At 71.6% G+C, this 24874-nt stretch carries 26 protein-coding genes; 6 read left to right on the top strand and 20 right to left on the bottom strand.

What is annotated here, in order from left to right:
• Positions 1-15: 15 nt before the first annotated feature.
• The 11 genes from FVS66_RS31335 to FVS66_RS31285 all read right to left on the bottom strand — a co-directional run bounded on the left by FVS66_RS31335 (position 16) and on the right by FVS66_RS31285 (position 10285).
• On the bottom strand, positions 16-954 hold the full coding sequence (locus FVS66_RS31335; RefSeq protein ID WP_149184639.1) for a carbohydrate kinase: 939 nt from the start codon (positions 952-954) through the stop codon (positions 16-18).
• Positions 954-1943 carry a zinc-dependent alcohol dehydrogenase family protein gene (locus FVS66_RS31330; RefSeq protein ID WP_149184638.1) on the bottom strand — a complete coding sequence of 330 codons (990 nt, stop codon included), beginning with the start codon at positions 1941-1943 and terminating at the stop codon, positions 954-956. Before FVS66_RS31330 ends, FVS66_RS31335 begins: the two co-directional genes overlap by 1 nt.
• Complete coding sequence (locus FVS66_RS31325) at positions 1940-2797, bottom strand: carbohydrate ABC transporter permease (protein ID WP_149184637.1); 858 nt, start codon at positions 2795-2797, stop codon at positions 1940-1942. Before FVS66_RS31325 ends, FVS66_RS31330 begins: the two co-directional genes overlap by 4 nt.
• Complete coding sequence (locus FVS66_RS31320; RefSeq protein ID WP_149184792.1) at positions 2794-3675, bottom strand: carbohydrate ABC transporter permease; 882 nt, start codon at positions 3673-3675, stop codon at positions 2794-2796. Before FVS66_RS31320 ends, FVS66_RS31325 begins: the two co-directional genes overlap by 4 nt.
• Positions 3676-3780: 105 nt before the next feature.
• Positions 3781-5199, bottom strand: a complete 1419-nt coding sequence (locus tag FVS66_RS31315) for a sugar ABC transporter substrate-binding protein (protein WP_149184636.1) — start codon at positions 5197-5199, stop codon at positions 3781-3783.
• Between the two features lie 108 nt (positions 5200-5307).
• The gene (locus FVS66_RS31310) at positions 5308-6069 is read right to left on the bottom strand and encodes a DeoR/GlpR family DNA-binding transcription regulator (protein WP_149184635.1); all 762 of its coding nucleotides are present in this window, start codon (positions 6067-6069) and stop codon (positions 5308-5310) included.
• 339 nt (positions 6070-6408) lie between these two features.
• A complete protein-coding gene (locus FVS66_RS31305; RefSeq protein ID WP_149184634.1) occupies positions 6409-7110 on the bottom strand; it encodes a lactate utilization protein C in 702 nt (233 codons plus the stop codon).
• Positions 7107-8594, bottom strand: a complete 1488-nt coding sequence (locus FVS66_RS31300) for a lactate utilization protein B (RefSeq protein WP_149184633.1) — start codon at positions 8592-8594, stop codon at positions 7107-7109. The genes FVS66_RS31305 and FVS66_RS31300 overlap by 4 nt, the downstream gene beginning before the upstream one ends.
• A complete protein-coding gene (locus FVS66_RS31295) occupies positions 8591-9346 on the bottom strand; it encodes a (Fe-S)-binding protein (RefSeq protein ID WP_149184632.1) in 756 nt (251 codons plus the stop codon). The genes FVS66_RS31300 and FVS66_RS31295 overlap by 4 nt, the downstream gene beginning before the upstream one ends.
• Entirely contained in the window at positions 9337-9603 is a 267-nt protein-coding gene (locus FVS66_RS31290; protein ID WP_316248239.1) for a hypothetical protein, read from the bottom strand. The genes FVS66_RS31295 and FVS66_RS31290 overlap by 10 nt, the downstream gene beginning before the upstream one ends.
• 43 nt (positions 9604-9646) lie before the next feature.
• Positions 9647-10285, bottom strand: a complete 639-nt coding sequence (locus tag FVS66_RS31285) for a TetR/AcrR family transcriptional regulator (protein WP_149184631.1) — start codon at positions 10283-10285, stop codon at positions 9647-9649.
• 123 nt (positions 10286-10408) lie between these two features.
• On the opposite strand from FVS66_RS31285, the gene FVS66_RS31280 reads away from it, so the two are divergent.
• The 3 genes from FVS66_RS31280 (at position 10409) to FVS66_RS31270 (ending at position 13139) form a co-directional block, all read left to right on the top strand.
• Positions 10409-10978, top strand: a complete 570-nt coding sequence (locus FVS66_RS31280; RefSeq protein ID WP_149184630.1) for an NADPH-dependent FMN reductase — start codon at positions 10409-10411, stop codon at positions 10976-10978.
• A gap of 165 nt (positions 10979-11143) precedes the next feature.
• Positions 11144-12619 (top strand): AlkA N-terminal domain-containing protein, encoded by a 1476-nt coding sequence (locus tag FVS66_RS31275; protein WP_149184629.1) that lies wholly within the window; start codon positions 11144-11146, stop codon positions 12617-12619.
• Positions 12620-12632: 13 nt separating this feature from the next.
• Positions 12633-13139 carry a methylated-DNA--[protein]-cysteine S-methyltransferase gene (locus tag FVS66_RS31270; RefSeq protein WP_149184628.1) on the top strand — a complete coding sequence of 169 codons (507 nt, stop codon included), beginning with the start codon at positions 12633-12635 and terminating at the stop codon, positions 13137-13139.
• On the opposite strand, the gene FVS66_RS31265 is transcribed toward FVS66_RS31270, so the two are convergent.
• The gene (locus FVS66_RS31265) at positions 13136-13870 is read right to left on the bottom strand and encodes a Sir2 family NAD-dependent protein deacetylase (protein ID WP_149184627.1); all 735 of its coding nucleotides are present in this window, start codon (positions 13868-13870) and stop codon (positions 13136-13138) included. The genes FVS66_RS31270 and FVS66_RS31265 overlap by 4 nt on opposite strands.
• Positions 13871-13939: 69 nt before the next feature.
• On the opposite strand from FVS66_RS31265, the gene FVS66_RS31260 reads away from it, so the two are divergent.
• Positions 13940-14140, top strand: a complete 201-nt coding sequence (locus tag FVS66_RS31260) for a type II toxin-antitoxin system VapB family antitoxin (RefSeq protein ID WP_149184626.1) — start codon at positions 13940-13942, stop codon at positions 14138-14140.
• Positions 14141-14158: 18 nt separating this feature from the next.
• Here FVS66_RS31260 and FVS66_RS31255 read toward each other — a convergent pair whose 3' ends face one another.
• Together FVS66_RS31255 and FVS66_RS31250 are read right to left on the bottom strand one after the other, a co-directional pair.
• On the bottom strand, positions 14159-14650 hold the full coding sequence (locus tag FVS66_RS31255; RefSeq protein WP_149184625.1) for an NUDIX hydrolase: 492 nt from the start codon (positions 14648-14650) through the stop codon (positions 14159-14161).
• 104 nt (positions 14651-14754) lie between these two features.
• Positions 14755-16461 (bottom strand): BCCT family transporter, encoded by a 1707-nt coding sequence (locus FVS66_RS31250; protein WP_149184624.1) that lies wholly within the window; start codon positions 16459-16461, stop codon positions 14755-14757.
• A 113-nt stretch (positions 16462-16574) separates the two neighbouring features.
• Between FVS66_RS31250 and FVS66_RS31245 the strand changes: the two genes are divergently transcribed.
• Both FVS66_RS31245 and FVS66_RS31240 read left to right on the top strand, forming a co-directional pair.
• Positions 16575-17729 (top strand): glycerate kinase, encoded by a 1155-nt coding sequence (locus FVS66_RS31245; RefSeq protein WP_262387309.1) that lies wholly within the window; start codon positions 16575-16577, stop codon positions 17727-17729.
• A 116-nt stretch (positions 17730-17845) separates the two neighbouring features.
• Positions 17846-18394: a GNAT family N-acetyltransferase gene (locus FVS66_RS31240; protein ID WP_316248238.1), complete on the top strand. Its 549-nt coding sequence runs from the start codon at positions 17846-17848 to the stop codon at positions 18392-18394.
• 55 nt (positions 18395-18449) lie between these two features.
• Here FVS66_RS31240 and pssA read toward each other — a convergent pair whose 3' ends face one another.
• The 6 genes from pssA to FVS66_RS31210 form a co-directional block, all read right to left on the bottom strand.
• The gene (gene pssA, locus FVS66_RS31235) at positions 18450-19316 is read right to left on the bottom strand and encodes a CDP-diacylglycerol--serine O-phosphatidyltransferase (RefSeq protein WP_149184790.1); all 867 of its coding nucleotides are present in this window, start codon (positions 19314-19316) and stop codon (positions 18450-18452) included.
• Positions 19309-19965, bottom strand: coding sequence for a phosphatidylserine decarboxylase (locus FVS66_RS31230; RefSeq protein ID WP_149184622.1), 657 nt, complete (start codon positions 19963-19965; stop codon positions 19309-19311). Before FVS66_RS31230 ends, pssA begins: the two co-directional genes overlap by 8 nt.
• Positions 19966-20134: 169 nt before the next feature.
• Positions 20135-21349: an acyl-CoA dehydrogenase family protein gene (locus tag FVS66_RS31225; protein ID WP_149184621.1), complete on the bottom strand. Its 1215-nt coding sequence runs from the start codon at positions 21347-21349 to the stop codon at positions 20135-20137.
• Between the two features lie 2 nt (positions 21350-21351).
• Complete coding sequence (locus tag FVS66_RS31220) at positions 21352-21864, bottom strand: MaoC family dehydratase (RefSeq protein WP_149184620.1); 513 nt, start codon at positions 21862-21864, stop codon at positions 21352-21354.
• 6 nt (positions 21865-21870) lie between these two features.
• Entirely contained in the window at positions 21871-22851 is a 981-nt protein-coding gene (locus FVS66_RS31215) for a CoA ester lyase (protein WP_149184619.1), read from the bottom strand.
• The gene (locus FVS66_RS31210) at positions 22848-24860 is read right to left on the bottom strand and encodes a protein meaA (RefSeq protein ID WP_149184618.1); all 2013 of its coding nucleotides are present in this window, start codon (positions 24858-24860) and stop codon (positions 22848-22850) included. The genes FVS66_RS31215 and FVS66_RS31210 overlap by 4 nt, the downstream gene beginning before the upstream one ends.
• Between the last annotated feature and the right edge of the window lie 14 nt (positions 24861-24874).

Here is a 24874-nt window from a genome sequence, read left to right as displayed (position 1 = left end):
GGGAGCGGCGGACCGTCAGCTGGGCGACACCTCCTTGGCGTACGGCGGGTCGGCTCCCGGGCGGGCGCAGGTGAGCGCCGAGACGCGGGCGGCCAGCCGCAGCGCGTGTGCCAGGTCCGGGTGCGCGGTGGTGCCGCGCGCCGCCTCACGCAGTCGCGGCGCGGCGCCGTCGCCGAGGAGACCGGCGGCGAGGAGCCCGGACAGCAGGCCCGCCATGAAGGCGTCCCCCGCGCCGATGGTGTCGGCGACGGTGACCGGCACGGGCGGTACGTCCAGGCGTCCCGCCGACGCCCAGTAGGCGCGGGCGCCCTCCGCGCCCCGGGTGAGGACGACGAGGGCCGGGCCCCGCCCTGACCAGCGGGCGGCCACGGTGTCCGGGGCCTCGTCCGGATACAGCCAGGCCAGGTCCTCCTCGCTGGCCTTCACCACGTGGGCGGCGGCCACCAGCTCCTCCACACCGGCACGTTCGTGTGCGGCCGGGCCCAGCAGGGCGGGGCGGAGGTTCGGGTCGTACGAGACCGTGCAGTGGTCCGGGGCCTCGGCGATCAGCTTCCGGACCCGGTCCGCGCCCGGCGGCAGGGCGGTGGCGATGGAGCCGGTGTGCAGATGCCCGTACCCCGTCGGCCGTACCGTCTCCGGCAGCTCCCAGCGGATGTCGAACCGGTACCGGGCCCCGCCGCTCGTGTCGAGCCGCGCGGTGGCGGTGGACGTCGGCGAGCCGGTCTCCGAGCCCGGGGTGAGCCGGACGCCGCTGGCCTCCAGGTGGCCGCGGAGCGTCCGGCCGTGGGCGTCGCGGCCGATCCGCGTGGCCAGCTCGACGGGGTGGCCGAGCCGGGCCAGGCCGAGCGCCACGTTCGCGGGGCTTCCCCCGGGGTGGGCGCGGTGCGTTCCGTCCGCCGCTGCGACGACGTCGGTGAGGGCTTCGCCGACGACGAGGACCGCGGGCGTCACCATCACGGCACCACCTGGATCTTACGGCCGAGACCGGCGCGGAAGCGGTCCATGGCGTGCGCGTAGTCGGTGAGCGGCAGCCGGTCGCTGATGAACACCTCGGGGTCCAGGACGCCCGCCGCGAACAGCTCGGCCGCCCGCTCGAAGCTGTGCAGCACCGCCATCGAACCGGTGATGGTGATCTCCTGGTTGTAGACGCGGTACGGCTCGAAGGAGGCGCGGGCCGCCTGGTCGGAGACGCCGAACTGGAGGAACGTGCCGCCCCTGCCGACCCGCGCGATGCCGTCCTCGATGGCGGCGGTGTTGCCCGTGGCGTCGATGACCACGTCCCAGCCGCGCGGGCGGTCGAGCTCGTCCGCCGACGTGGTGGCGTTGCTGCAGCCCAGCCGCCGGGCGGTGGCGAGCCGGTCGGCGTTGATGTCGACCATGTCGACGCTCGCCGCACCGGTGCGCTTGGCGAGTTCCAGCATCATCAGGCCCATGGTGCCGGAGCCGTAGATCAGCACATGGTCGGCGAGGTGGCTGCGGAGTACGTCGTAGCCGCGTACCGCGCAGGACAGCGGCTCGATGAGGCTCGCGTCGGCGGATGCCACATGGTCGGGCAGGACCACGCAGTTGGCGACGGGTACGGCGACGAACTCGGCGGCGGAGCCGGGCGCGGTGACCCCGACCGCCGCGTACCGCTCGCACAGGTTGCCCCGTCCGTGCCGGCACTGGTGGCACTCGCCGCAGTAGATGTTGGGGTCCGCGGCGACGCGGGCGCCCACGGCGAGTTCGGTGACCGCGTCACCGACCGCGACGACCTCCCCGGCGAACTCGTGGCCCGGCACGATCGGCAGCGCCGGGGCGTGCTCACCCTGCAGGATGTGCAGGTCGGTGCCGCACAGTCCGGTAGCCGCGACGGCGACGACCACCTCGCGCGGGCCGGGCGCGGGGTCGTCGAGCGTGGCGATCTCGATGGCTCCGGGTGCGGTGATGACGGCGGCCTTCACTTGACGGCTCCCAGGGACAGGCCCTGGACCAGTCGGTCCTGGGCGGCGAATCCGGCGATGAGGACGGGCAGGGACACCGCGAAGGCCGCGGCGCAGACCTGGGCGAGGAACAGCCCCTGGCTGGTGACGAACGAGGTGAGGAAGACCGGCGCGGTGACGGCGCGCACGCCGGTCAGGACCCGGGCGAAGAGCATCTCGTTCCAGCTGAAGATGAAGCAGATCAGCGAGGTGGCGGCGATGCCGGGGGCCGAGACGGGGATGATGATCCGGCGGAAGACGGTGGTGAGTCGCGCCCCGTCGACCTGGGCGGCCTCCAGGATGGCGACCGGGATCTCGGCGAGGAACGACCGCATCATCCACACCGCGATCGGCAGGTTCATCGACGTGTAGAGGACGACCATCAGCCAGATGTTGTCCAGCAGCCCCAGGTTCTGCGCGACCAGATAGACCGGCAGCAGGGCGGCCACGACGGGCAGCATCTTGGTGGACAGGAAGAAGAACAGCACGTCCGACCACTTGCGGACCGGCCTGATGGACAGCGCGTACGCCGCCGGTATCGCCAGCACCAGCACCAGCAGGGTCGAACCGACGGACGCCGTGAGCGAGTTGACCAGCGGTGGCCAGGGGCTGGCGCCCGTGGAGGCGCCGAAGAACTCCCGGTAGCCGTCCAGGGTCAGCTCGGCGGTCAGCGACGGCGGGTTGGTGGCCGCGTCGGTCTCGCTGTGCAGCGACGTGAGGACCATCCAGGCGATGGGGGTGACGAAGAGCAGCCCGACGGCCCAGGCGGCCAGACCCCACAGGGAGCCGGCCCGTCGCCGCGGCGCCGGTCCTCTGGTGGTGATCGCGGCGGTCATGCGTTCTCCTCCCGCAGCAGGCCGGACACCAGGCGCAGGGCGAGGGTGGCGACGACGATGGTCCCGGCGACCACCACCACGCCCGCGGCGGAAGCGCGGCCGTAGTCGTGCGCCTGGTAGAAGGTCTCGTAGATGGTGTAGGGCAGGTTGGCGGTGCCGAGACCGCCGGAGGTGAGCGTGAAGACGGCGTCGAAGTTCTGCACCACGTAGATCGAGCCGAGCAGCGCTGCCAGCTCCAGATAGCGCCGCAGGTGAGGCAGCGTCAGATAGCGGAAGACCTGCCAGGGACCCGCGCCGTCCACACGGGCCGCCTCCATCGCCTCGGTGGGGCGGGACTGCAGCCCGGCGAGCAGGATCAGCATCATGAACGGGGTCCACTGCCAGATCAGCGACACGGCGACCGCGGTCAGCGGTGTGGTGGTGATCCAGTCCGGCTGTGGCGCACGCTCGGCGCCGAACAGCTCCCAGACCCAGGTCAGCGTGCCGTTGAGCAGCCCGTACTCGGGGTTGTAGAGCGCGTGCTTCCACAGCAGCGCCGATGCCACCGGCACCAGCAGGAACGGTGCGATCAGCATCGTCCGCACCACGCCCCGGCCGCGGAAGCGCCGGTCGAGCAGCAGCGCCAGGCCGAGGCCGAGCAACAGGCTCAGCAGCACGACCCCGGCGGTCAGCCAGACGGTCGTCAGTACGGAGGCCCGCAGATCGGCGTCGGCGAACACGGCGGCGTAGTTGCCGAACCCGGTGAAGCCGCGATCGTCGGGGTAGAGCGAGTTCCACTCCATGAAGGAGATCACCAGCGTGGCCACGAAGGGCAGCTGGGTGACGATCACCATGAAGACCAGGGCAGGCATCAGCGGGGCGCGCCGGGCCCATGCCATGGCCCGCCCGGGCCGGGCCGCGGCGGCGGCCCGTACCCGGTCGGTGTCGTCCGAAGCCCTGCCGTCTTCCGTACGGCGGGGGGTGAGGGTGTCGACCACGGCGGGTCACCCGTTCCGGTACTTGGCGGCGACCTGCTCGGCCAGCTTCTGGCCCTTGTCCAGGGCCGCCTTGACGGAGGTGCGGCCGGCGATGGCCGAGGCGATCTCGCGGGACAGCTTGGTGCCGAGGTCGGGGAACTCGGGGACGCCCACGAACTGGATGCCGGTCGTCGGCCTCGGCTGCACGCCCGGGTTGGCCGGGTCGGCGCTCGCGATGGCCTGCCGGGTCGGCTCGGCGAACGCGGCGGCGACCTTCACATACTGCGGGTTCTGGTACGTCGAGGCACGCTTGCCGGCCGGGACCCTGGCCCAGCCCAGCCGCTCGCCCACCAGCTCCTCGTACGACCGGCTCGACGCCCAGGCGACGAACTTCGCCGCGTCGTCCTGGTTCTTGCTCGCCTTCTGGATGCCCCAGGCCCAGGTGTAGAGCCAGCCGGAGCTCTTGGTGTTGACGACGGGCGCCGGTACGTAACCGATCTTCCCGGCGACCGGGGAGCCCTCGCTCTCCAGGCTGCCCGCCGCCGCCGTGGCGTCGTACCACATGGCGGTCTTGCCCTGCTGGAGGCTGCTGAGGCACTCGGCGTAGCCGGCCTGGGCGGCACCCGCCTCACCGTGCTTGCGCACCAGGTCGACGTAGAACTGCGTCGCCTCGGTGAAGGCGGGGCCGTTCACCTCGGCCTTCCAGTCCTTGGTGAACCAGGTGCCGCCGAAGGTGTTGACCACGGTGGTGAGCGGCGCCATGACCTCGCCCCAGCCGGGCAGCCCGCGCAGACAGATGCCCTTCATACCGGGCTCGGCGCCGTCCGCCTTGGCGGCGAGTGCGGCGACCTGCTGCCATGTGGGCCGTTCGGGCATGGTGAGGCCCTTGGCCGCGAAGACGTCCTTGCGGTACATGAGGAACGACGACTCACCGTAGAACGGCTCCGCGTACAGCTTGCCGTCCGCGCCGGTCAGGCTCTGCCGGAGCGACGGCAGGATGTCGCCCTGCTCGAACGCCGGGTCGGCGGCGACGCTGTCGTCCAGCGGGGCGAGCCAGCCGTTGCGGCCGTAGATCGGCGCCTCGAAGTTGCTGATGGAGGCCACGTCGTAGCCACCGGCCTGGCTGGAGAACTCCTGGCTTATCTTGTCGCGGACGTCGTTCTCCGGCAGCACCGTGAAGTTGACCTTGATGCCCGTCTCCTCGGTGAAGACGGGGGCCAGCTTCTGCAGGTCGAGCATCTGCGGGTTGTTGACCATGAGGACGTTGACCGTGCGGCCGTCGCCGCCCCCGCCGGCTGCGCCGGCACCGGCGCAGCCGGTGGCCAGCAGGGCCGTACAGGCGGCTATGGCGGTCGCGGCGACGAGGACGGACCTGGGGCGGCGGCGGGCTCGTGCGGGTCTGCCGGCCGGGATGCCGTGCGGGGCGGTGTGCGGTGTGGTGTGCATGGGGTGCGGCCCTTCGGATGGGTGCGGTGCGGGCTTCCGTGGGGGGTTCAGGGTGTGACGGGACGGGCCTGCGGCGGCTCGCACGCAGGCCGGGATGGGAGGAGCGGGTCAGACGCGGGTGACGGTGGGGCCCAGGAGTGAGTACCGGTTGGCCTCGGCGACGGACAGACCGGTGTCCGTGACGATCGTCTCGAAGTCACCGATCTCGGCGAACCGGCAGAAGCTGCTGACCCCGAACTTGGTGTGGATCCCGATGAAGACCCGCCGCCGTGACGAGCGGATCGCCTGGGCCTTGACGTCGGCGACCACCGGGTCGGGTGTGGTGAGACCCGAGTCCCGGGCGATGCCGTTGGCCCCCATGAACGCCAGGTCGATGACGAACGAGGAGAGCATCTGCGTCGCCCACGACCCGACGGTGGCGAGCGTACGGCCCCGGACGCGGCCGCCCAGCAGCAGCACGGTCGTCTCCGGGGACTTGGCGACGGCCGCCGCGGTCGGCAGCGACGCGGTCACCACGGTGAGCGGCCGGTCGGTGGGCAGCATGCCGGCGAGGATCTGCTGGGTGTAGCCCTCGTCGATGAAGACGGTCTCCGCCGCGTCGATCAGCCGGACGGCGGCCGCGGCGATCCGCCGCTTGCTCTCCACCTGGTGGGTCTCACGGCGTGCGAGGTCCGTCTCGTACCCCGCGCTCTCCACCGGGTACGCGCCGCCGTGCGTACGGCGGACCAGACCACGCCGCTCCAGCTCGCTCAGATCCCGGCGGACGGTCTCCGGCGCGACCCGGAAGTCTGCCGCCAGGGCGGCGACCTCCGCCTGGCCGGCCTGGCGCAGTAGGGCCAGGATCCGGTGCTGCCGCTCCTCGCTCCGCATGCGCCCACCTCCTTGATCAGCCGATGACCGTTCGGGCAACCGGTGCCCGTTTCTGCCCGTGGGACCTTTATAGCCCGCCGCCCGGCGTGGGAGAGGGCCCGCGGCTCAGTGGAATCCGCCCGTTTCTGCCCGTTCTCGAAGCAGTGTCTTCGCAGGTCAGGGCCGGGGGAGGGGAGCGAAGGCGGTGTGTTCGCGGGGAAACGAGCGTTTGACTGATCTTCGGGCCGCGGCATTCCTCCACGGATCGGGGCCGGTCGGCCGGCCGTCACGGCCTGCCGGACAGGTCGATCCGGAACATGCCGCGGCCGTGTGTGACGCACACCGGGTCGCGGCGCGCCCTCAGCCCTCGCCGCGACCCCAGCCCCCGCCCTCACCGTCGCCCCCGCCCACGGCGGACTCGACCAGGACCACCTCCAGGGTGCGCGGGCCGTGGACGCCCTCGACACGGTCCAGTTCGATGTCGCTGGTCGCCGACGGGCCGGAGATCCAGGTCTGGGGGCGGCCGGGGTCGAGCCGTTCCAGGGCCTGCGGGACGGAGTCGACGACCTGGTCCGGGCAGCGTACGACGCAGATGTGATGGTCCGGCACCAGTGTGATGCGGCGTCTGCCCTGGTCGGGGCCGCCGTCCAGGACGATCGTGCCCGTCTCGGCGATCGCGACGGCGCAGCCCGTGACGACGCTGTCCACGGCGTCCAGCTGCTGTGGGGTGCTCGCCGCGCGGTCGGGCACCCGGGTCGCGTCCACGGCGGCCGTCCAGTGGGGCGGCAGCGCCGGTGGCAGGAGAACCGAGGTCGCGCCGCGCACGGCGAGCAGCCGCATGAGCAGGTCCGGGAGTCCGTCCTCGGTGGTGCGGTGCACGATCGCCCGGTAGTCCGCCAGGTTCTCCGCGAGAAGGACGACGGTCTCCTCGGCGGTGCGGGCGCCGTGCGCCCGAAGACAGCCACGCTCGACCGGGGCGTCCGCCGGCCGCTCGTCGCGCGGCACGTCCGCCAGGGCGCGGCGCACGCGCGCGAGTACCCGGTCCCTGCTGTCACCGCTCACCGGGCACCTCCATGTGTCCGCTGCCACCAGTCCCGGAACGACTCCGCCGGTACCTCCGGCAGCGTCCTCGTGTCCGTCCACGCCCGCCCCGGCCCCGGGAGCCGCTTCGGATGGAGGCGGCGCGTACGGGACGCCAGGCGCTGTCCGGCCCGCAGCGCGCCCGGGTGGTCCAGCGCCCAGCGGGCCGCGCGCATCGCCGCCCGTTCCGCGGCGTGGCCCTTCGCGGGGCGGAGGGTGACCTTCACCCCGTCCCGGGTGACCTCGCCGCCCTCCACCACCCGTTCGCGCAGGTGCACCAGCACCTCCGGGATGTCGATGGCGACCGGGCACACCTCGTAGCAGGCCCCGCAGAGGGAGGAGGCGTACGGGAGGGACGCGTCGACCTCGCTCGCCGTGCCGCGCAGTTGCGGGGTGAGGATCGCGCCGATCGGTCCCGGGTACACCGAGCCGTACGCGTGGCCGCCGGCCCGCTCGTAGACCGGGCACACGTTCAGGCAGGCCGAGCAGCGGATGCAGCGCAGCGCCTGCCGCCCCACCTCGTCGGCGAGCGTGTCCGTACGGCCGTTGTCCAGCAGGACCAGGTGGAACGTCTTCGGGCCGTCGCCGTCCGTCGTGCCCGTCCACGTGGACGTGTACGGGTTCATCCGCTCGGCCGTGGAGGAGCGGGGGAGGAGCTGCAGGAACACCTCCAGGTCCTGCCAGGTCGGCACCACCTTCTCGATACCGACCACCGAGATCAGCGTCTCGGGGAGGGTCAGGCACATCCGCCCGTTGCCCTCGGACTCCACGACCACCAGCGTGCCGGTCTCCGCCACCATGAAGTTGGCGCCCGAGACACCCACCTTGGCGCGCAGGAACTTCTCCCGCAGGTGCAGCCTGGCCGCCTCGGCCAGTTCCGCCGGGGCGTCGGTGAGGCCCTCGGGGGCCGGACGGCCCCAACCCCCCATCTCCTTGCTGAAGATGTCCCGGATCTCACCCCTGTTGCGGTGGATGGCCGGGACCAGGATGTGCGACGGCCGGTCGTGGCCGAGCTGCACGATCAGCTCGGCGAGATCGGTCTCGTACGCTCGGATGCCCTCGGCCTCCAGCGCCTCGTTCAGCCCGATCTCCTGTGTGGCCATCGACTTGACCTTGACGACCTCGGTCTGACCGGTCGCTTTGACCAGGTCGGTGACGATCCGGTTGGCCTCGGCGGCGTCGACGGCCCAGTGCACGGTTCCGCCGGCCGCGGTGACCGCCTGCTCCAACCGCACCAGATAGTGGTCGAGATGGCGCAGCGTCCGGTCCTTGACGGCCTTGGCGGCCGCGCGCAGCTCCGGCCAGTCGGCCAGTTCCGCGACGGCCTTCGCCCGCTTGTCGCGGATGGTGTGCGTGGCATGCCGGAGATTGCCGCGCAGCGTCTCGTTCCGTACGGCGTCGTGCGCCGCCTTCGGGAAGGCGGGCATCCCGAGATACGTACCGCTCGTGCCGCTCGTGCCGCTCATACGTAAGGAGCCTCCTCGGTCGCGGCCAGGATCTCGGCGAGGTGCACGGGCCGGACCGGCGAGCCCCGCCTGGCGAGGGTGCCGCCGATGTGCATCAGACAGGAGTTGTCGACCGTGCACACCGCCTCCGCGCCCGTCGCCTCCACCGCGCCCGCCTTGTCGGCGCCCATCGCGGCGGACACGTCGGCGTTCTTCACCGCGAACGTGCCGCCGAAGCCGCAGCACTCCTCCGCGCCCGGCAACTCGCGCAGCTCCAGCCCCTCGACCTGTTCGAGGAGCCGGCGCGGCCGGTCCCGCAGACCGAGCATGCGCAGACCGTGGCAGGTCGGGTGGTAGGTGACGGTGTGCGGGAAGTAAGCGCCGACGTCCGTCACACCGAGGACGTCGACGAGGAACTCCGTCAGCTCGTACGTCTTGGGCACGGCGCGCGCCGCGGCTTCCGCCAGCTCCCCGCCACGGCCCTCGGCGGCGGCCTTCGCGCCGACGCGGGGGTAGTTGTCGCGGACCATCGCGGCGCACGAGCCGGACGGGGTGACCACGTACTCGTACTCCTGGAAGGCGGCGTCGAAGCGGCGTACCAGCGGCTCGGTCTCGTGCCGGTAGCCGGTGTTGAACTGTGGCTGCCCGCAGCAGGTCTGCGCCGCCGGGAAGTCGACCGTCACCCCGAGCCGTTCGAGCAGCCGCACGGTGGCCTGGCCGGTGCCTGGGTACAGCGTGTCGTTGACGCAGGTGACGAAGAGCGCTACGCGCATGCCTCGCCCTCCTTCCGGCGGTTCCGGCCGCTCGGGCCGCTCGGGCTGTGGACCCGGTCCGTGGCCTCGTCCCAGGCCGCGCGGTCACCCGCCGGATCGTAGTGCCGCGGCGGCTGGGTGGCGCGCAGCGGCGCCCGGAGTTCCGGCAGCCCGCCGCCGACGACCCCCGCCGCCCGCGCCTGCACCAGGGCGTTGCCGAGCACCGCCGCCTCGGCCGGACCCGCGACGACCGGCAGGCCGGTCGCGTCCAGGCGCATCAAGTTCCGGCGCCGCTGAACGACGGCGCCCGAGGCCCCTCGCTCAGGCGGCCGGCAGCATGCGCGACACCAGGTCGTGCCAGCCCGCCTCGACGCGTTCCAGGGACATGCCGCGCCGGCTGAGGAGATGGTGCACGAGGCCCGGGTCGAGGTAGCCGAGCAGGGTCTGCGCGGCCAGCTCGGTGTCGGCGTCGCAGCCCGCCCGGCGCAGCAGGGTCACGAGGTGCGTGAGGCGCACCAGGCGGGCCGGGGCGATGTGGCGGCGTTCCGTGTCGGACTCGGCGGCGGCCAGGTAGAGGTCGCGGTGCTCGTGCTCGTGGCGCAGGGCGGCCGGGCCGAAGGCGTGCAGCCGCTCGGCGGCCGGCGCGCCGGGGCCGAGCGGGGCGGGGCCGGACATGAAGGCTGCCTGGAACCGCTGCTCCTGGTGGTCCAGGAGGGCCAGCAGCAGCCCGGCGCGGTCGCCGAAGCGGCGGAAGACGGTCCCCTTGCCCACCTCGGCGGCACAGGCCACGGCGTCCATCGTCAGTTTGGCCGCGCCGTGCTCGGCGGCCAGGCGGGCCGCGGCCTCCAGCAGACGGGCACGGTTGCGGGCGGCGTCCGCCCTGAGCTGCGGCGACGCGCCGACGGGGGAGAGGGACAGCTCCGTACGTCCGGGCGGTCCGCTCGGCGGCGGGAGGGTCATGGAAGAAGAGTAGCTCCGCCGGGAATGAAAGTGGACCGCGGTCCGGTTACCTGGTACAACATTAAACGGACCTCGGTCCGCTTATGTGTCCGCTGTTCCGACCGTTCCTTGTCTGGAGTCACCATGTCCGCTCGTATCCTCGCGCTCGTCGGCAGCCTCCGCGCCGGCTCCCACAACCGCCAGCTCGCCGAGGCCGCCGTCGGCCTCGCCCCCGAGGGCGTCACCGTCGAGCTGTACGAGGGCCTCGCCGACGTGCCCTTCTACAACGAGGACATCGACACCCCGACGGACGTCCCCGAGGTCGCCACCCGGCTCCGCGCCGCCGCCGGTGACGCCGACGCCCTGCTGCTCTTCGTCCCGGAGTACAACGGCACGATGCCGGCCGTCATCAAGAACGCGATCGACTGGCTGTCCCGCCCGTACGGCGCCGGTGCGATCAAGGACAAGCCGGTCGCGGTGATCGGTACCGCCTTCGGCCAGTACGGCGGCGTGTGGGCGCAGACCGAGGCCCGCAAGGCCGTCGGTGTGGCCGGCGGTGCCGTCATCGAGGACGTCGAGCTGGCCATCCCGGGATCGGTGACCCGCTTCGCCGACACCCACCCCTCCGAGGACGCCGAGGTCATCACCGGCCTCTCCGCCGTCCTCACCCGGCTGACCGCCGAGGCCACCACCCCCGCCCCGGCCACGGCCTGACCCGCACGGGCCGGTCCCCCGGCCCGAAGTCCCACCGGCCGCCCGGGCCGCACGGCCCCGGGCGGCCGCATGCCGTCTCGGGTGAGAGGCGCAGGCGCAGGCAGCGGAAGGCTCATGTCGGAATTCCGCCAGCCATCCACCTCTCGTCTCCCCGATGCTGGGAGCATGCACACCGACACCGAGCGCTGCGTGCGGGCCGTCCGGTCGAAGGACGCCCGCTTCGACGGATGGTTCTTCACCGCCGTCCTCACCACCCGTATCTACTGCCGCCCCAGCTGCCCGGTCGTGCCCCCCAAGCCGGAGAACATGACGTTCTACCCGAGCGCCGCCGCCTGCCAGCAGGCCGGCTTCCGGGCCTGCAAGCGGTGCCGGCCCGACACCAGCCCGGGCTCGCCGGAGTGGGATGTGCGGGCCGACACCGTCGCGCGGGCCATGCGCCTCATCCGCGACGGCGTCGTCGACCGGGAGGGCGTTCCGGGGCTCGCCGCGCGGCTCGGGTACTCGACGCGGCAGATCGAGCGGCAGCTGCGGGCCGAACTCGGTGCCGGCCCGCTCGCCCTGGCAAGGGCCCAGCGCGCCCAGACCGCCCGGGTGCTCATCGAGACGACCGCGCTGCCGATGGCGGACGTCGCGTTCGCCGCCGGGTTCTCCTCGGTCCGCACCTTCAACGAGACCGTCCGCGAGGTCTTCGCGCTCGCCCCGGCCGAGCTGCGCGCCCGTGCCACCGGCACCAGGAGCGCCCCGGCGCCCACACCGGGCGTGATCTCGCTCCGGCTGCCGTACCGCACACCCCTCAACCCGTCGAACCTCTTCGGGCACCTCACCGCGACCGCCGTCCCCGGCGTCGAGGAGTGGCGCGACGGCGCCTACCGGCGGACGCTCACCCTGCCGTACGGGCACGGCATCGCCGCCCTCGCCCCGGCCACCGGCCACATCGCCTGCCGCCTCCTCCTCACCGACCCGCGCGACCTCGCGCACGCCATCAGCCGCTGCCGCTGGCTCCTCGACCTGGACGCCGACCCCGTCGCCGTGGACGAGCAACTGCGCGCGGACCCGCACCTCGCCCCACACGTCGACCGGGCCCCCGGCCGCCGGGTGCCGCGCACCGTCGACGCCGCCGAGTTCGCCGTCCGCGCGGTGCTCGGCCAGCAGGTCTCCACGGCCGCCGCCCGCACCCACGCCGGACGCCTCGTCACCGCGCACGGCACACCCGTCGACGACCCCCAGGGCGGGCTCACCCATCTGTTCCCCGGTCCCGAGGCGCTCGCCGCCCTCGACCCCGAGGCCCTCGCCCTGCCGCGCACCCGCCGCGCCACGCTCACCACCCTGGTCGCCGCCCTCGCCGACGGCAGCCTCAAGCTCGGCCTGGACAGCGACTGGGACGAGGCCCGCGCCCACCTCCTCGCCCTGCCCGGCTTCGGGCCCTGGACCGTCGAGGCCATCGCCATGCGCGCGCTCGGCGACCCCGACGCCTTCCTCCCCACCGACCTCGGCGTCCGCCGCGCCGCCGCAGGGCTGGGCCTGCCCGCCACACCCGCCGCGCTCACGGCGCGCGCCGCCGCATGGCGCCCCTGGCGCGCGTACGCCGTCCAGTACCTCTGGGCGACCGACAGCCACCCGATCAACCACCTCCCCGCCTGAGGAAGCCGCACCCGTGAACCGACAGCACACCGTCGTCGACAGCCCCTACGGCCCGCTCACGCTCGTCGCCACCGACGGGATCCTCAGCGGGCTCTACATGACCGGCCAGCGCCACCGGCCCCCGGAGGAGACCTTCGGCGACCCCGACCCCCGGCCCTTCGGCGAGGCCGTCCGCCAGCTCGACGCGTACTACGCGCGCGAACTGACCGACTTCGACCTGTCCCTGCACCTGGACGGCACCCCGTTCCAGCGCGGCGTCTGGGACCTGCTGCGGAAGATCCCCTACGGCCGGACCCGGACCTACGGGGAACTCGCCGAGATCCTCGGCAAGCCCTCCGCGTCCCGCGCGGTCGGCCTCGCCAACGGGCGCAACCCCATCGGGATCATCGTCCCCTGCCACCGCGTCATCGGCGCGAGCGGCAGCCTGACGGGCTACGGCGGCGGCCTGGACCGCAAGCGCCGGCTGCTCGCCTTCGAGAGCGGCACTGCGGACGACGCAGGGGACGGCACCCTGTTCTAGCCCTTCCGGAGGTCCTGGAGCCGCCGCAGCAGTGAGGGGAGCGCCGTGCCGATCGGCTCCCGTACGACCTCGTCGGCCAGCTCGTCGTACGGCGTGGGCTCGGCGTTCACGACCACCAGCCGCGCCCCGTGCTCGGCGGCGATCCCCGCCAGCGACGCGGCCGGCTGGACCTGGAGCGAGGAGCCGACCGCGAGGAACACCTCGGCCGCCTTGGCGATGCCCATCGCCGTACCGAGCACCATCGGGTCCAGCCGTTCGCCGAACATCACGGTCGCCGACTTGAGGATGCCGCCGCACGCCGGACACGCCGGGTCGTCCTCGCCCGCGACGACCCGCTCCAGAGCGTCCGCCATCGACGACCGGGCATGGCAGCCGGTGCACACCACCGCCCGAGCGGTGCCGTGGAGTTCCAGGACCTTGCGCTCCGGCATCCCGGCCAGCTGGTGCAGCCCGTCCACGTTCTGCGTCAGTACCCGGACCGCGAACCCGGGCGCCCGGTCCAGCTCGGCGACGGCGTGGTGCGCGGCGTTCGGCTCCGCGCGCAGCACGGGCCCGTCGAGCCGCATGCGCCAGGAGCGGCGCCGGATGTCCGGGTCGGTCATGTAGTTCTCGTACGTGACGAGCTTCTGGGCCTCCGGGTCGCGCCGCCACAGCCCGTTGGGGCCCCGGTAGTCGGTGATGCCGGAGTCCGTGGAGATCCCGGCTCCGCTGAGGATCGCGACCATCGTCATATGCCGAGCGTACGCAGCGGTTCCGCCGATCGGCGAACGGATATTCACACCGTGGTGTAGGGTCCCGCCATGGCAAAGGTGACCATCGGTCTCGACGCCGAACTCGTCGTGGAAGTCATGGTCCTGGCGGGTGTCGGCAATCCCCAGGACGCGGTCGAGCTGGTCGTCCGCGACTACATCCAGCGCGGGCACCGCACCGAGGCCCGCGTGGCCATCCACGACGATCACCTCCGCGTCAAAGAGGTCAAGCCCCCGCAGCACGAGGGCTGAACCGCCCTGCGGGCACCGTCAGCGGGCCGGGCGGCCGTTCTCCAGCTCGACCGGGCCCCGGCCCTCCGCCAGGGCGTCCAGCGCGGCCAGTACCCGCGGGCCGAGCGCGCCCGGCAGATACGTCGTGATCTCCTCGGGCGCCACCAGCTTCCAGGACAGCAGCTCCTCCGCCTGGAGGCGGATCTCCCGGAACCGCTCGCCGTCCAGCACGCCGCCGTCGTACACATAGGCGACGATCGGCGGCCGCCCCCGTCCGAGCACCCAGTCGACGGCCAGGAGCGCCCCCGGCTCGACGTCCAGGCCGATCTCCTCCAGCGTCTCCCGGCGGGCCGCCCGCCGCGGTGTCTCCCCGTCATCGGACTCGACGGTCCCGCCCGGAAGCGTCCAGCCCTCGCGGTAGTTGGGCTCGACCAGCAGGACACGCCCCTCCGCGTCCCGGAAGAGGGTGGCGGCACCGGCGAGGACCCTGGGCAGACCGGCGATGTACGTGGCGTAGTCGTTGGTGGTCACGGGGCCAGCCTAGGGCTTTCCGCGGTCTGACCACCTGTCACCGTCGCCGAGGCGTCGGCGAGCGGGCCGCAGCGTGTGGCTCGCCAGGTACATGCCCTCCCCCCCTACGTCTCGGTCCTGTCGTCCGTCCCGCTCCGCGCCCGCGCCGCGCGCCGCAGCCGGTGGTGGTGGCCCGGGCCCGGCTCCGTGACCGCGTCGCCGACCATCGTCCGTACGATCTCCCCCAGGCCGTGCAGGCCGTGCAGCCGCGCCGGTCCGGCGCCCGGGTCCTGGCGCAGTTCCTTCAGGAGCGCCCAGCACAGTCCGAGCATGACCACCACGAACGGCAGCGCCACCAGGATCGTCGCCGTCTGGAGCGAGTTGAGGCCGCCGACCACCAGCAGGACCGCCGCGACCGACGCCATCAGCACGCCCCACGCCACCACCAGCCCCGTCGGCGGGTGCAGCGCGCCGCGGCTGGTCAGCGACCCCATGACCAGGGACGCCGAGTCGGCACTCGTCACGAAGTACGTCATGACCAGGACCATCGCCACGAACGCCGTGACCGTCCCGATCGGCAGCGAGTCCAGCATCGCGAACAGCGACGCCTCCGCGCCCTCCTGCACCGCGCTCGCCAGGTCGGCCTCACCGGTCGACTGCAGCCGCAGCGCCGAGCCGCCCATCACACAGAACCAGATGACGGTCGCACCGCTGGGCACCAGCAGCACCCCGATGAGGAACTCGCGGATCGTCCTGCCGTGCGAGATCCGTGCGATGAACGTGCCCACGAACGGCGCCCACGACAGCCACCACGCCCAGTAGAAGATCGTCCAGGAACCCAGCCAGGAGGGGTCCGAGAACGCCGCCGTGCGGGTCGCCATCGGCAGCAGGTTCTGAAGATAGCCGCCGACCGACGCCGGGATCGTGTCCAGGATGTAGACGGTCGGCCCGACCAGGAAGATGAACACCATCAGCCCGGCCGCCAGGATGATGTTCGTGGTCGACAGCCACTTGATGCCCCGGTGCAGCCCGGAGAACGCCGACACCACGAACGCGGCCGACAGCGACACGATGATGAGCAGCTCCGTCGAACGGTCCGCGGTGACCCCGGTCGTCAGATCCAGGCCCTTCGCCACCTGCAGCGCGCCCAGGCCCAGACTCGTCGCCGTACCGAAGACCGTCGCGAAGACGGCCAGCAGGTCGATCACCTTGCCCTGCCACGACACCGCCCTGCGTGCCCCGATGAGGGGTACGAACGCGGCGCTCAGCCGGTTGCCGCGGCCCTTGCGGAACCCCGCGTACGCGAGTGCGAGGCCCGCGACCGCGTAGATGGCCCACGGGGTGAGCGTCCAGTGGAAGAACGAGTACTCCATGGCCGTACGGGCCGCCTCGCCCGACTCGGCCCGTGCGCCGCTCGCCGGGGGCGGCGCGAGGAAGTGGGTGAGCGGCTCCCCGACCCCGTAGAACATCAGGCCGATGCCCATACCGGCGCTGAACATCATCGCGATCCAGGCCAGGTTGCCGAACTCCGCCTCCGAGTCGTCGGTGCCGAGCCTGATCCGCCCGAACCGGCTGAACGCGATCACGAGACAGAGCACCAGGAAGACGTCGGCGGCGACGACGAACAGCCACCCGAAGTTCTTCAGGACCCAGGACAGTCCGGTGGCGGACGCGCTGTCGAAGGACTCGTCGCCCAGCCAGGCCCACAGCACGACGGCGGTGACGGCCGCGAACCCGATACCGACGACGGTGCGGTCGGGCGCGGCTTCCACGGGGGTGCCCATGCCCGGAGTGGGGTCCGGCAGTGGCTGATCGATCGGTTCCATGCTCATGGCGCCCAACTATGGTGCGAAAAATCGGCATAGAGAGGGGTGGCACGCCGTCTGACGCTCCGGATAGGGTCGGCTCTGGCGCGACTGCCTGTTCGATAGCAAGGGATGCAAGGGTGACGGACGGAGCAGTTACTGAGGCCGCGCACGTGCTTGTGGCGGCCGACAAGTTCAAGGGGTCGCTCACGGCCGTGGAGGTCGCGGAGCGGGTGACGGCCGGGCTCCGCCATGTCGTGCCGGGCATCGAGGTGGAGGCCCTGCCCGTCGCGGACGGCGGCGACGGCACGGTCGCGGCCGCGGTGGCGGCCGGGTTCGAACGGCGCGAGGCCCGTGTGACCGGCCCGCTGGGCGAGCCGGTGACCGCGGCCTACGCCCTGCGCGACCGCACGGCCGTGGTGGAGATGGCGGAGGCGTCGGGCCTGAGCCTCCTGCCCGAGGGCGTCTTCGCCCCGCTGACGGCCACCACCTACGGCTCCGGCGAGCTGCTGCGGGCCGCGCTCGACGCGGGGGCCCGCACCATCGTGTTCGGCGTCGGGGGCAGCGCCACGACCGACGGCGGCGCCGGCATGCTGGCCGCTCTCGGGGCCCGTTTCCTCGACGCGGACGGCGACCCCGTCGGCCCGGGCGGCGGCGCGCTGCGCGACCTGGCCACGGCCGACCTGTCGGGCCTGGACCCGCGCTTCGCCGACGTCGACCTGGTCCTGGCGAGCGACGTGGACAACCCGCTGACGGGCCCGAAGGGGGCCCCGGCGGTCTTCGCCCCGCAGAAGGGCGCGAGCGAGGAGGACGTGGAGCTCCTCGACGCCGCCCTGTCCCACTACGTGAAGGTCCTGGAGCAGGCCATCGGCCCGCGCGCCGCGGAGGCCGCCGCCTCACCCGGTGCGGGCGGCGCGGGCGGAATCGGCTACGGCGCCCTGGTCGGCCTCGGTGCGAGCTTCCGCCCCGGGATCGAGCTGATGCTGGACATCCTCGGCTTCACCGAGGCCCTGGGCCGCGCCACACTCGTGATCACCGGCGAGGGCTCCCTCGACGAGCAGACCCTGCACGGCAAGGCCCCGGCAGGCGTCGCCGCTGCGGCCCGCACGGCCGGTGTCGAGGTCGTCGCCGTCTGCGGCCGCCTCGCCCTCCTCCCGGAGACGCTGGGCCGCGCCGGCATCCGCCGCGCCTACGCCCTGACGGAACTGGAGCCCGACACGGCCAGGTGCATCGCCGAGGCGGGCCCCCTCCTGGAACGAGCGGCGGCGAACATCGCCCGCGACTTCCTCTCCTGACCGAGCCGGGCGCGACACGGCGGTGGGACGCGGCGGTGGGACGCGGCGCCGCGATGCGGCGCCGCGATGCGGCGCCGCGATGCGGCGCCGCGATGCGACGGTGCGAAGATCCGATCATGGATATGGGAAGAGACACGGACGCGATACGCGTCGACGCCCTCACCGGCCCCCGCATCCGGGCCGAGGCCGAAGCCGGGCTCTGTGAGCTGCTGCGGGACGCCGTGCACAACGGGGCGTCCGTCGGGTTCCTCGCGCCGCTCGGCGCTGCCGAGGCGGCCTCCTGGTGGCGTTCCGTCGCCGAGGCGGCCGAACAGGGAGTCCGGAGCGTCTGGGGGGCGTACGACTCCGATGACGGGATCCTCGGGGTCGTGACGCTGGTCCGGGCGACCTACCCGAACCAGCGGCACCGCGGCGACATCTCCAAGCTCCTGGTGCACACCTCCGCGCGCGGGCGCGGGCTGGGCCGGAGGCTGCTGGCCGCCGCCGAGACGGGGGCCGTCGACGCGGGGCTCAGCCTCCTCGTACTCGACACCGAGACCGGCAGCGCCGCCGAGGGGCTGTACCGGAGCGCGGGCTGGACCAGGGCCGGGACCATCCCCGGGTACGCGGGCGACCCGGCCGGTGTCCCGAAGCCCACCACGTACTACTACAAGGCGCTCGGGTGACAAGGGTGAGGCCCGGATGCTCGAAGCATCCGGGCCTCACCCACCACCACACTCGTTACGGCAGCTGGGCCGCCCGCGCCTCCCGGCTCTCCCGCCGGTTGTCGCGGAACGTGTTCACCCGCCGCGCCGTCGCGAACAGCGGGATCACGGCGCCCAGCACCACCTGGAGCGCACAGCCGGTCTGCAGCAGCAGCTGCCCGCCCGGCGCGTCGAACGCCCACGCCGCCAGCAGGCCCATCGCGCCCACGATCCAGCTGAGCATCGCCACCGCGAGGACACCCCGCGGCTTCGGGTACTCGACCCGGCTCACCATCAGCCACGCCGTACCGATGATCGCCAGCAGCGTCGGGATGAACGGCAGCTCCAGCAGCACGATCGACACGACCGTCAGCGCCCCGAAGGGGCTCGGCATGCCCTGGAACATGCCGTCCTTCATCGTCACGCAGGAGAACCTGGCGAGCCGCAGCACGACCGCCAGCAGCACCACGATCGCGGCCACCGCGGACACCCGCTGGTGCGCGTCGTTCGCGACCATCCCGTAGACGAGCACGAAGTACGCCGGGGCCAGACCGAAGCTGATCAGGTCGGACAGGTTGTCCAGCTCGGCACCCATGGGCGACGAGCGGAGCTTGCGTGCCACGAGCCCGTCGAAGAGGTCGAAGATCGCCGCGCAGAGCATCAGGATCACGGCGGTCGCGGCGGAGTGCCGCGCCATCCCGGTCTCCTCGCTGCCCGTGAGGTGCGGGATGAGAATGCCGGTGGTCGTGAAGTACACCGCCATGAAGCCGCACGTGGCGTTACCGAGCGTGAGCGTATCGGCTATCGAGAGGCGGAGGGAGAGAGGCATCTCCTCCTGCTCCTCGGGGGCGGTGTCCGCGTCCGTCTCCGCGACCCAGCCGGCCGGCTTCTCGGGGTCAATCACGGTCAATGCGAGTCACCCCCGCTGTTGTGGTCTGACCGACCTCGACGGCGACGTCCACACCTTCCGGGAGGTAGATGTCGACCCGCGAGCCGAAGCGGATCAGACCGATCCGTTCGCCCTGCTCGACCTTGGCGCCCTGCGACAGGTAGGGGACGATGCGGCGGGCGACCGCACCGGCGATCTGCACCATCTCGATGTCACCGAGCTCGGTGTCGAAGTGCCAGACAACGCGCTCGTTGTTCTCGCTCTCCTTGTTGAACGCCGGTACGAACCCGCCCGGGATGTGCTCCACGGACGTCACCGTGCCCGCCAGCGGGGCGCGGTTCACGTGGACGTTCAGCGGGCTCATGAAGATGGCGACCCGGGTACGCCCGTCCTTCCACGGCATGATGCTCTGCACCACCCCGTCGGCGGGCGAGATGACCCTGCCCTGCGCGATCTCGCGCTCGGGGTCGCGGAAGAACCACAGCATGCCGGCCGCGAGCGCGGTGGTCGGCACGGCGATCGCCGCGGCGCGCCTGGACCGGCGGGCACGGAGAAGGCTTACTGCCGCGGTGGCGACGGTCGGCAGAAGCCACGGCGATGCTCCGCGCGCGAGGCGTACGCCGGCCAGGCTGTCGCGAGGTGCAGAGGTTTGGCTGTGGGGCATGGATGACCTTCGTAGCGGATGATGCCGCGCTGGGAACGGGGGACGGCGGCTTTTCGGCGATGCTATCGGTTGCGGGCCGCAACTGGGCAAGCCAGAAGCCGAGTCGAAGGCCGGAAGAAGATGACTGGTTGTGATCTTCTTCGCGACCTTATCGCCCCAAAGCCGACAATCAGCCCTGAATCCGGTACTCCTCGAGCAGGCGGCGACCGATGATCATTTTCTGGATCTCGGCGGTACCCTCCCCGATGAGCAGCATCGGTGCCTCGCGGTAGAGGCGCTCGATCTCGTACTCCTTGGAGAATCCGTATCCGCCGTGGATACGGAAGGCGTCCTCCACCACTTCCTTGCAGTACTCGGAGGCCAGGTACTTCGCCATGCCCGCTTCGAGGTCGTTTCGTTCCCCGGAGTCCTTTTTGCGAGCTGCGTTGACCATCATCGCATGAGCGGCCTCGACCTTGGTAGCCATCTCCGCGAGCTTGAACTGAATCGCCTGGTGCTGGGCGATCGGCTTCCCGAAGGTGTGGCGCTGCTGGGCGTAACCGACACCCAGCTCGAAGGCACGCTGAGCGACGCCGCAGCCACGGGCCGCCACGTTGACGCGGCCGACCTCCACGCCGTCCATCATCTGGTAAAATCCTCGGCCGGTGACCCCGCCGAGGACCCTATTGGCCGGAATGCGAAGGCCGTCCATGATGAGCTCGGTGGTGTCGACCCCCTTGTAACCCATCTTGTCGATCTTCCCCGGGATGGTCAGTCCGGGACGGACCTCCCCGAAACCCGGCTCCTTCTCCACGAGGAAGGTCGTCATCGACCTGTGCGGGGCCGCGGCTGCCTCCTGAGCGGAGTGTCCTTCGTCACTCCGGACCAGAACGGCGACCAGCGTGGACGTACCGCCGTTCGTCAGCCACATCTTCTGGCCGTTCAGGACGTACTCGTCGCCGTCCTTCACCGCCTTCGACGTGATGGCCGACACATCCGAGCCGAGCGCCGGCTCCGACATCGAGAACGCGCCACGGACCTCGCCCGCCGCCATCCGCGGCAGGAACGTGTCCTTCTGCTCCTGCGTGCCGTGCTGCTTGAGCATGTACGCCACGATGAAGTGGGTGTTGATGATGCCCGAGACGGACATCCAGCCACGGGCGATCTCCTCCACGCACAGCGCGTACGTCAGGAGCGACTCGCCCAGACCCCCGTACTCCTCGGGGATCATCAGGCCGAACAGGCCCAGCTCCTTGAGCCCGTCGACGATGTCCTGCGGGTACTCGTCCCGGTGCTCCAGCTCCGTGGCGACCGGGATGATCTCCTTGTCGACGAACTCCCGGACGGTGGAGAGGATCTCCTGCTGGACGTCGGTGAGGCCGGCGGTCTGCGCGAGTCGGGGCATGGCTACTTCTCCTGCGCCTTGAGTTCCGGGCGGCCGGGCTGCTCGCCGCCGCGCTCCTTGATGTACGTCTCGGTGGGGACCATCACCTTGCGGCGGAACACGCACACCAGCGTGCCGTCCTGCTTGTAGCCCTTGGTCTCGACGTAGACGATCCCGCGGTCGTCCTTGGACTTGGACGGCCACTTGTCGAGGACGGTCGTCTCGCCGTAGATCGTGTCGCCGTGGAAGGTCGGCGCCACGTGCTTCAGCGACTCGATCTCCAGGTTGGCGATGGCCTTGCCGGACACGTCCGGCACCGACATGCCGAGGAGCAGCGAGTAGATGTAGTTCCCGACGACGACGTTCTTCCCGAAGTCCGTCGTCTTCTCCGCATAGTTCACGTCCATGTGGAGCGGGTGGTGGTTCATCGTCAGGAGACAGAAGAGGTGGTCGTCGTACTCGGTGACCGTCTTCCCGGGCCAGTGCTTGTACACCGCCCCGACCTCGAACTCCTCGTAGGTGCGTCCGAACTGCATGGTGTCTTACGCCTCCGGGGCCTCGAACTTGCTGGTGCGCCGCATGCCGGCGGCCCGGCCCTTGCCCGCGATGACGAGCGCCATCTTGCGGCTGGCCTCGTCGATCATCTCGTCGCCGAGCATCGCGGAGCCCTTCTTGCCGCCCGCCTCGGACGTGAAGTACTCGTACGCGTCCAGGATCAGCTCGGCGTGGTCGTAGTCCTCCTGGGACGGCGAGAACACCTCGTTGGCGGCGTCGACCTGGCCGGGGTGCAGCACCCACTTGCCGTCGAAGCCCAGCGCGGCGGCCCGGCCCGCGACCGCGCGGAACCCGTCCACGTTCTTGATCTGCAGATAGGGGCCGTCGATCGCCTGGAGGTCGTTGGCGCGGGCGGCCATCAGGATCTTCATCAGGATGTAGTGGTACGCGTCCGCCGGGTAGCCGGGCGGCTGCTCACCGACGACCAGCGACTTCATGTTGATGGACGCCATGAAGTCGGCCGGGCCGAAGATGATCGTCTCGATACGCGGGGACGCCTGCGCGATCGCGTTGACGTTGTTCAGGCCCTGCGCGTTCTCGATCTGCGCCTCGATGCCGATCCGGCCGACCTCGAAGCCCATCGTCTTCTCGATCTGGGTGAGGAGCAGGTCCAGGGCGACGATCTGCTCGGCGCTCTGCACCTTCGGCAGCATGATGCAGTCGAGGTTCGGCCCGGCCCCCTCGACGACCGTGACGACGTCCCGGTACGTCCAGTGGGTCGTCCAGTCGTTGACCCGCACGACCCGGGTCTTGCCCGTCCAGTCGCCCTCGTTGAGGAACTTCACGATGGTGTGCCGCGCGTCGGGCTTGGCGAGCGGAGCGCAGGCGTCCTCGAGGTCCAGGAAGACCTGGTCCGCCGGGAGGCCCTGGGCCTTCTCCAGGAAGCGCGGGTTCGAGCCCGGCACCGCCAGGCAGGAACGGCGGGGGCGCAGCCGGTTCACTGAGCCGGCAGGCGTGGTGTCGGTCATGCGGGGACCTCCAGAGGGTCGAGCTTGTTCGTTTTCCGGATCTCGTCGACGATACGGCCGATGATCTCCGTGATTCCGAAGTCCTTCGGGGTGAAGACGGCGGCGACTCCCGCACGCTTCAGTTCGGCGGCGTCGGCGTTCGGGATGATCCCGCCGACGACGACCGGGATGTCGGCGGCGCCGGCCTCCCGCAGCCGGTCCAGCACATCGGGCACCAGCTCGGCGTGCGACCCGGACAGGATCGAAAGCCCCACACAGTGCACGTCCTCGGCGAGGGCCGCGTCCACGATCTGCTCGGGCGTCAGCCGGATGCCCTGGTAGACGACCTCGAACCCGGCGTCACGGGCCCGTACGGCGATCTGCTCGGCACCGTTGGAGTGCCCGTCCAGGCCAGGCTTGCCGACCAGCAGCCGGAGCCGCCCGGAGCCCAGCTCGGTGGCCGTCCGGGCGACCTTGTCCCGGACGGCCGCGAGCGGGGTGCCCTCCTCCGCCGCCACCGCCACGGGGGCGGACGAGACGCCGGTCGGCGCACGGAACTCGCCGAACACATCGCGCAGCGCCCACGCCCACTCCCCGGTCGTGACCCCCGCACGGGCGCACTCCAGGGTGGCGGCGAAGAGGTTTCCGTCCCCGGCGGCCGTCGCCTTGAGGGCGGCGAGGGCCTCCTGGGCGCGGTTCTCCTCGCGGTTGTCACGCCACTCGTGCAGCGCCGCGACGACCCGCGCCTCGTTCGCCGGGTCGACCGTCATGATCGCGGTGTCCAGATCCGCGGTGAGCGGATTGGGCTCGGTGGACTCGTAGCAGTTCACACCGACGATCTTCTCTTCGCCCGCCTCGATCCTGGCCCGGCGCTCCGCGTGCGAGGCGACGAGCTGCGACTTGAGGTAGCCGGACTCGACGGCGGCCATCGCGCCGCCCATCTCCTGGATCCGCTCGATCTCGGCCAGGCACTCGCCGACCAGGGCGTCCACCTTGGCCTCGACGACATGCGAGCCCGCGAAGATGTCCTCGTACTCCAGCAGGTCGCTCTCGTGCGCCAGGACCTGCTGGATGCGGAGCGACCACTGCTGGTCCCACGGCCGGGGCAGGCCCAGTGCCTCGTTCCACGCCGGGAGCTGCACGGCCCGCGCGCGGGCGTCCTTCGACAGCGTGACGGCGAGCATCTCCAGGACGATGCGCTGGACGTTGTTCTCCGGCTGCGCCTCGGTCAGCCCGAGCGAGTTGACCTGGACGCCGTAGCGGAACCGGCGCTGCTTGGGGTTCTCGATCCCGTACCGCTCGCGGGTGACCTTGTCCCAGATACGGCCGAAGGCGCGCATCTTGCACATCTCCTCGACGAAGCGGACGCCCGCGTTCACGAAGAAGGAGATACGGGCGACGACATCGCCCTTCCGGTCCTCGGGGACCTGCCCGGAGGCGAACACCGCGTCCAGGACCGCGATGGCCGTGGACATGGCGTACGAGATCTCCTGGACCGGTGTGGCACCCGCCTCCTGCAGGTGGTAGCTGCAGATGTTGATCGGGTTCCACTTGGGGATGTGGTTCACCGTGTAGGTGATCATGTCGGTGGTCAGTCGCAGGGACGGACCGGGCGGGAAGACATGCGTCCCGCGCGACAGGTACTCCTTCACGATGTCGTTCTGCGTCGTCCCCTGGAGCTTGGAGATGTCCGCACCCTGCTCCTCGGCCACCACCTGGTAGAGCGCCAGCAGCCACATGGCCGTGGCGTTGATGGTCATGGACGTGTTCATCTGTTCCAGGGGGATGTCCTGGAACAGCCGCCGCATGTCCCCGAGGTGGGAGACCGGCACGCCGACCCGGCCCACCTCGCCGCGGGCGAGGATGTGGTCCGGGTCGTAGCCGGTCTGCGTGGGCAGGTCGAACGCGACCGAGAGACCGGTCTGCCCCTTGGCGAGGTTGCGCCGGTACAGCTCGTTGGACGCCTCGGCGGTCGAGTGACCGGCGTACGTCCGCATCAGCCAGGGCCGGTCCTTCTGACGCTCTGTCATGACGGTGGTGTCGC

The organism is Streptomyces sp. TRM49041 (assembly GCF_008271805.1).
Classification (GTDB): Bacteria; Actinomycetota; Actinomycetes; order Streptomycetales; family Streptomycetaceae; genus Streptomyces.
The sequence above is the reverse complement of the archived record's forward strand: the minus strand, read 5'-3'. Positions and strand labels throughout refer to the sequence as shown.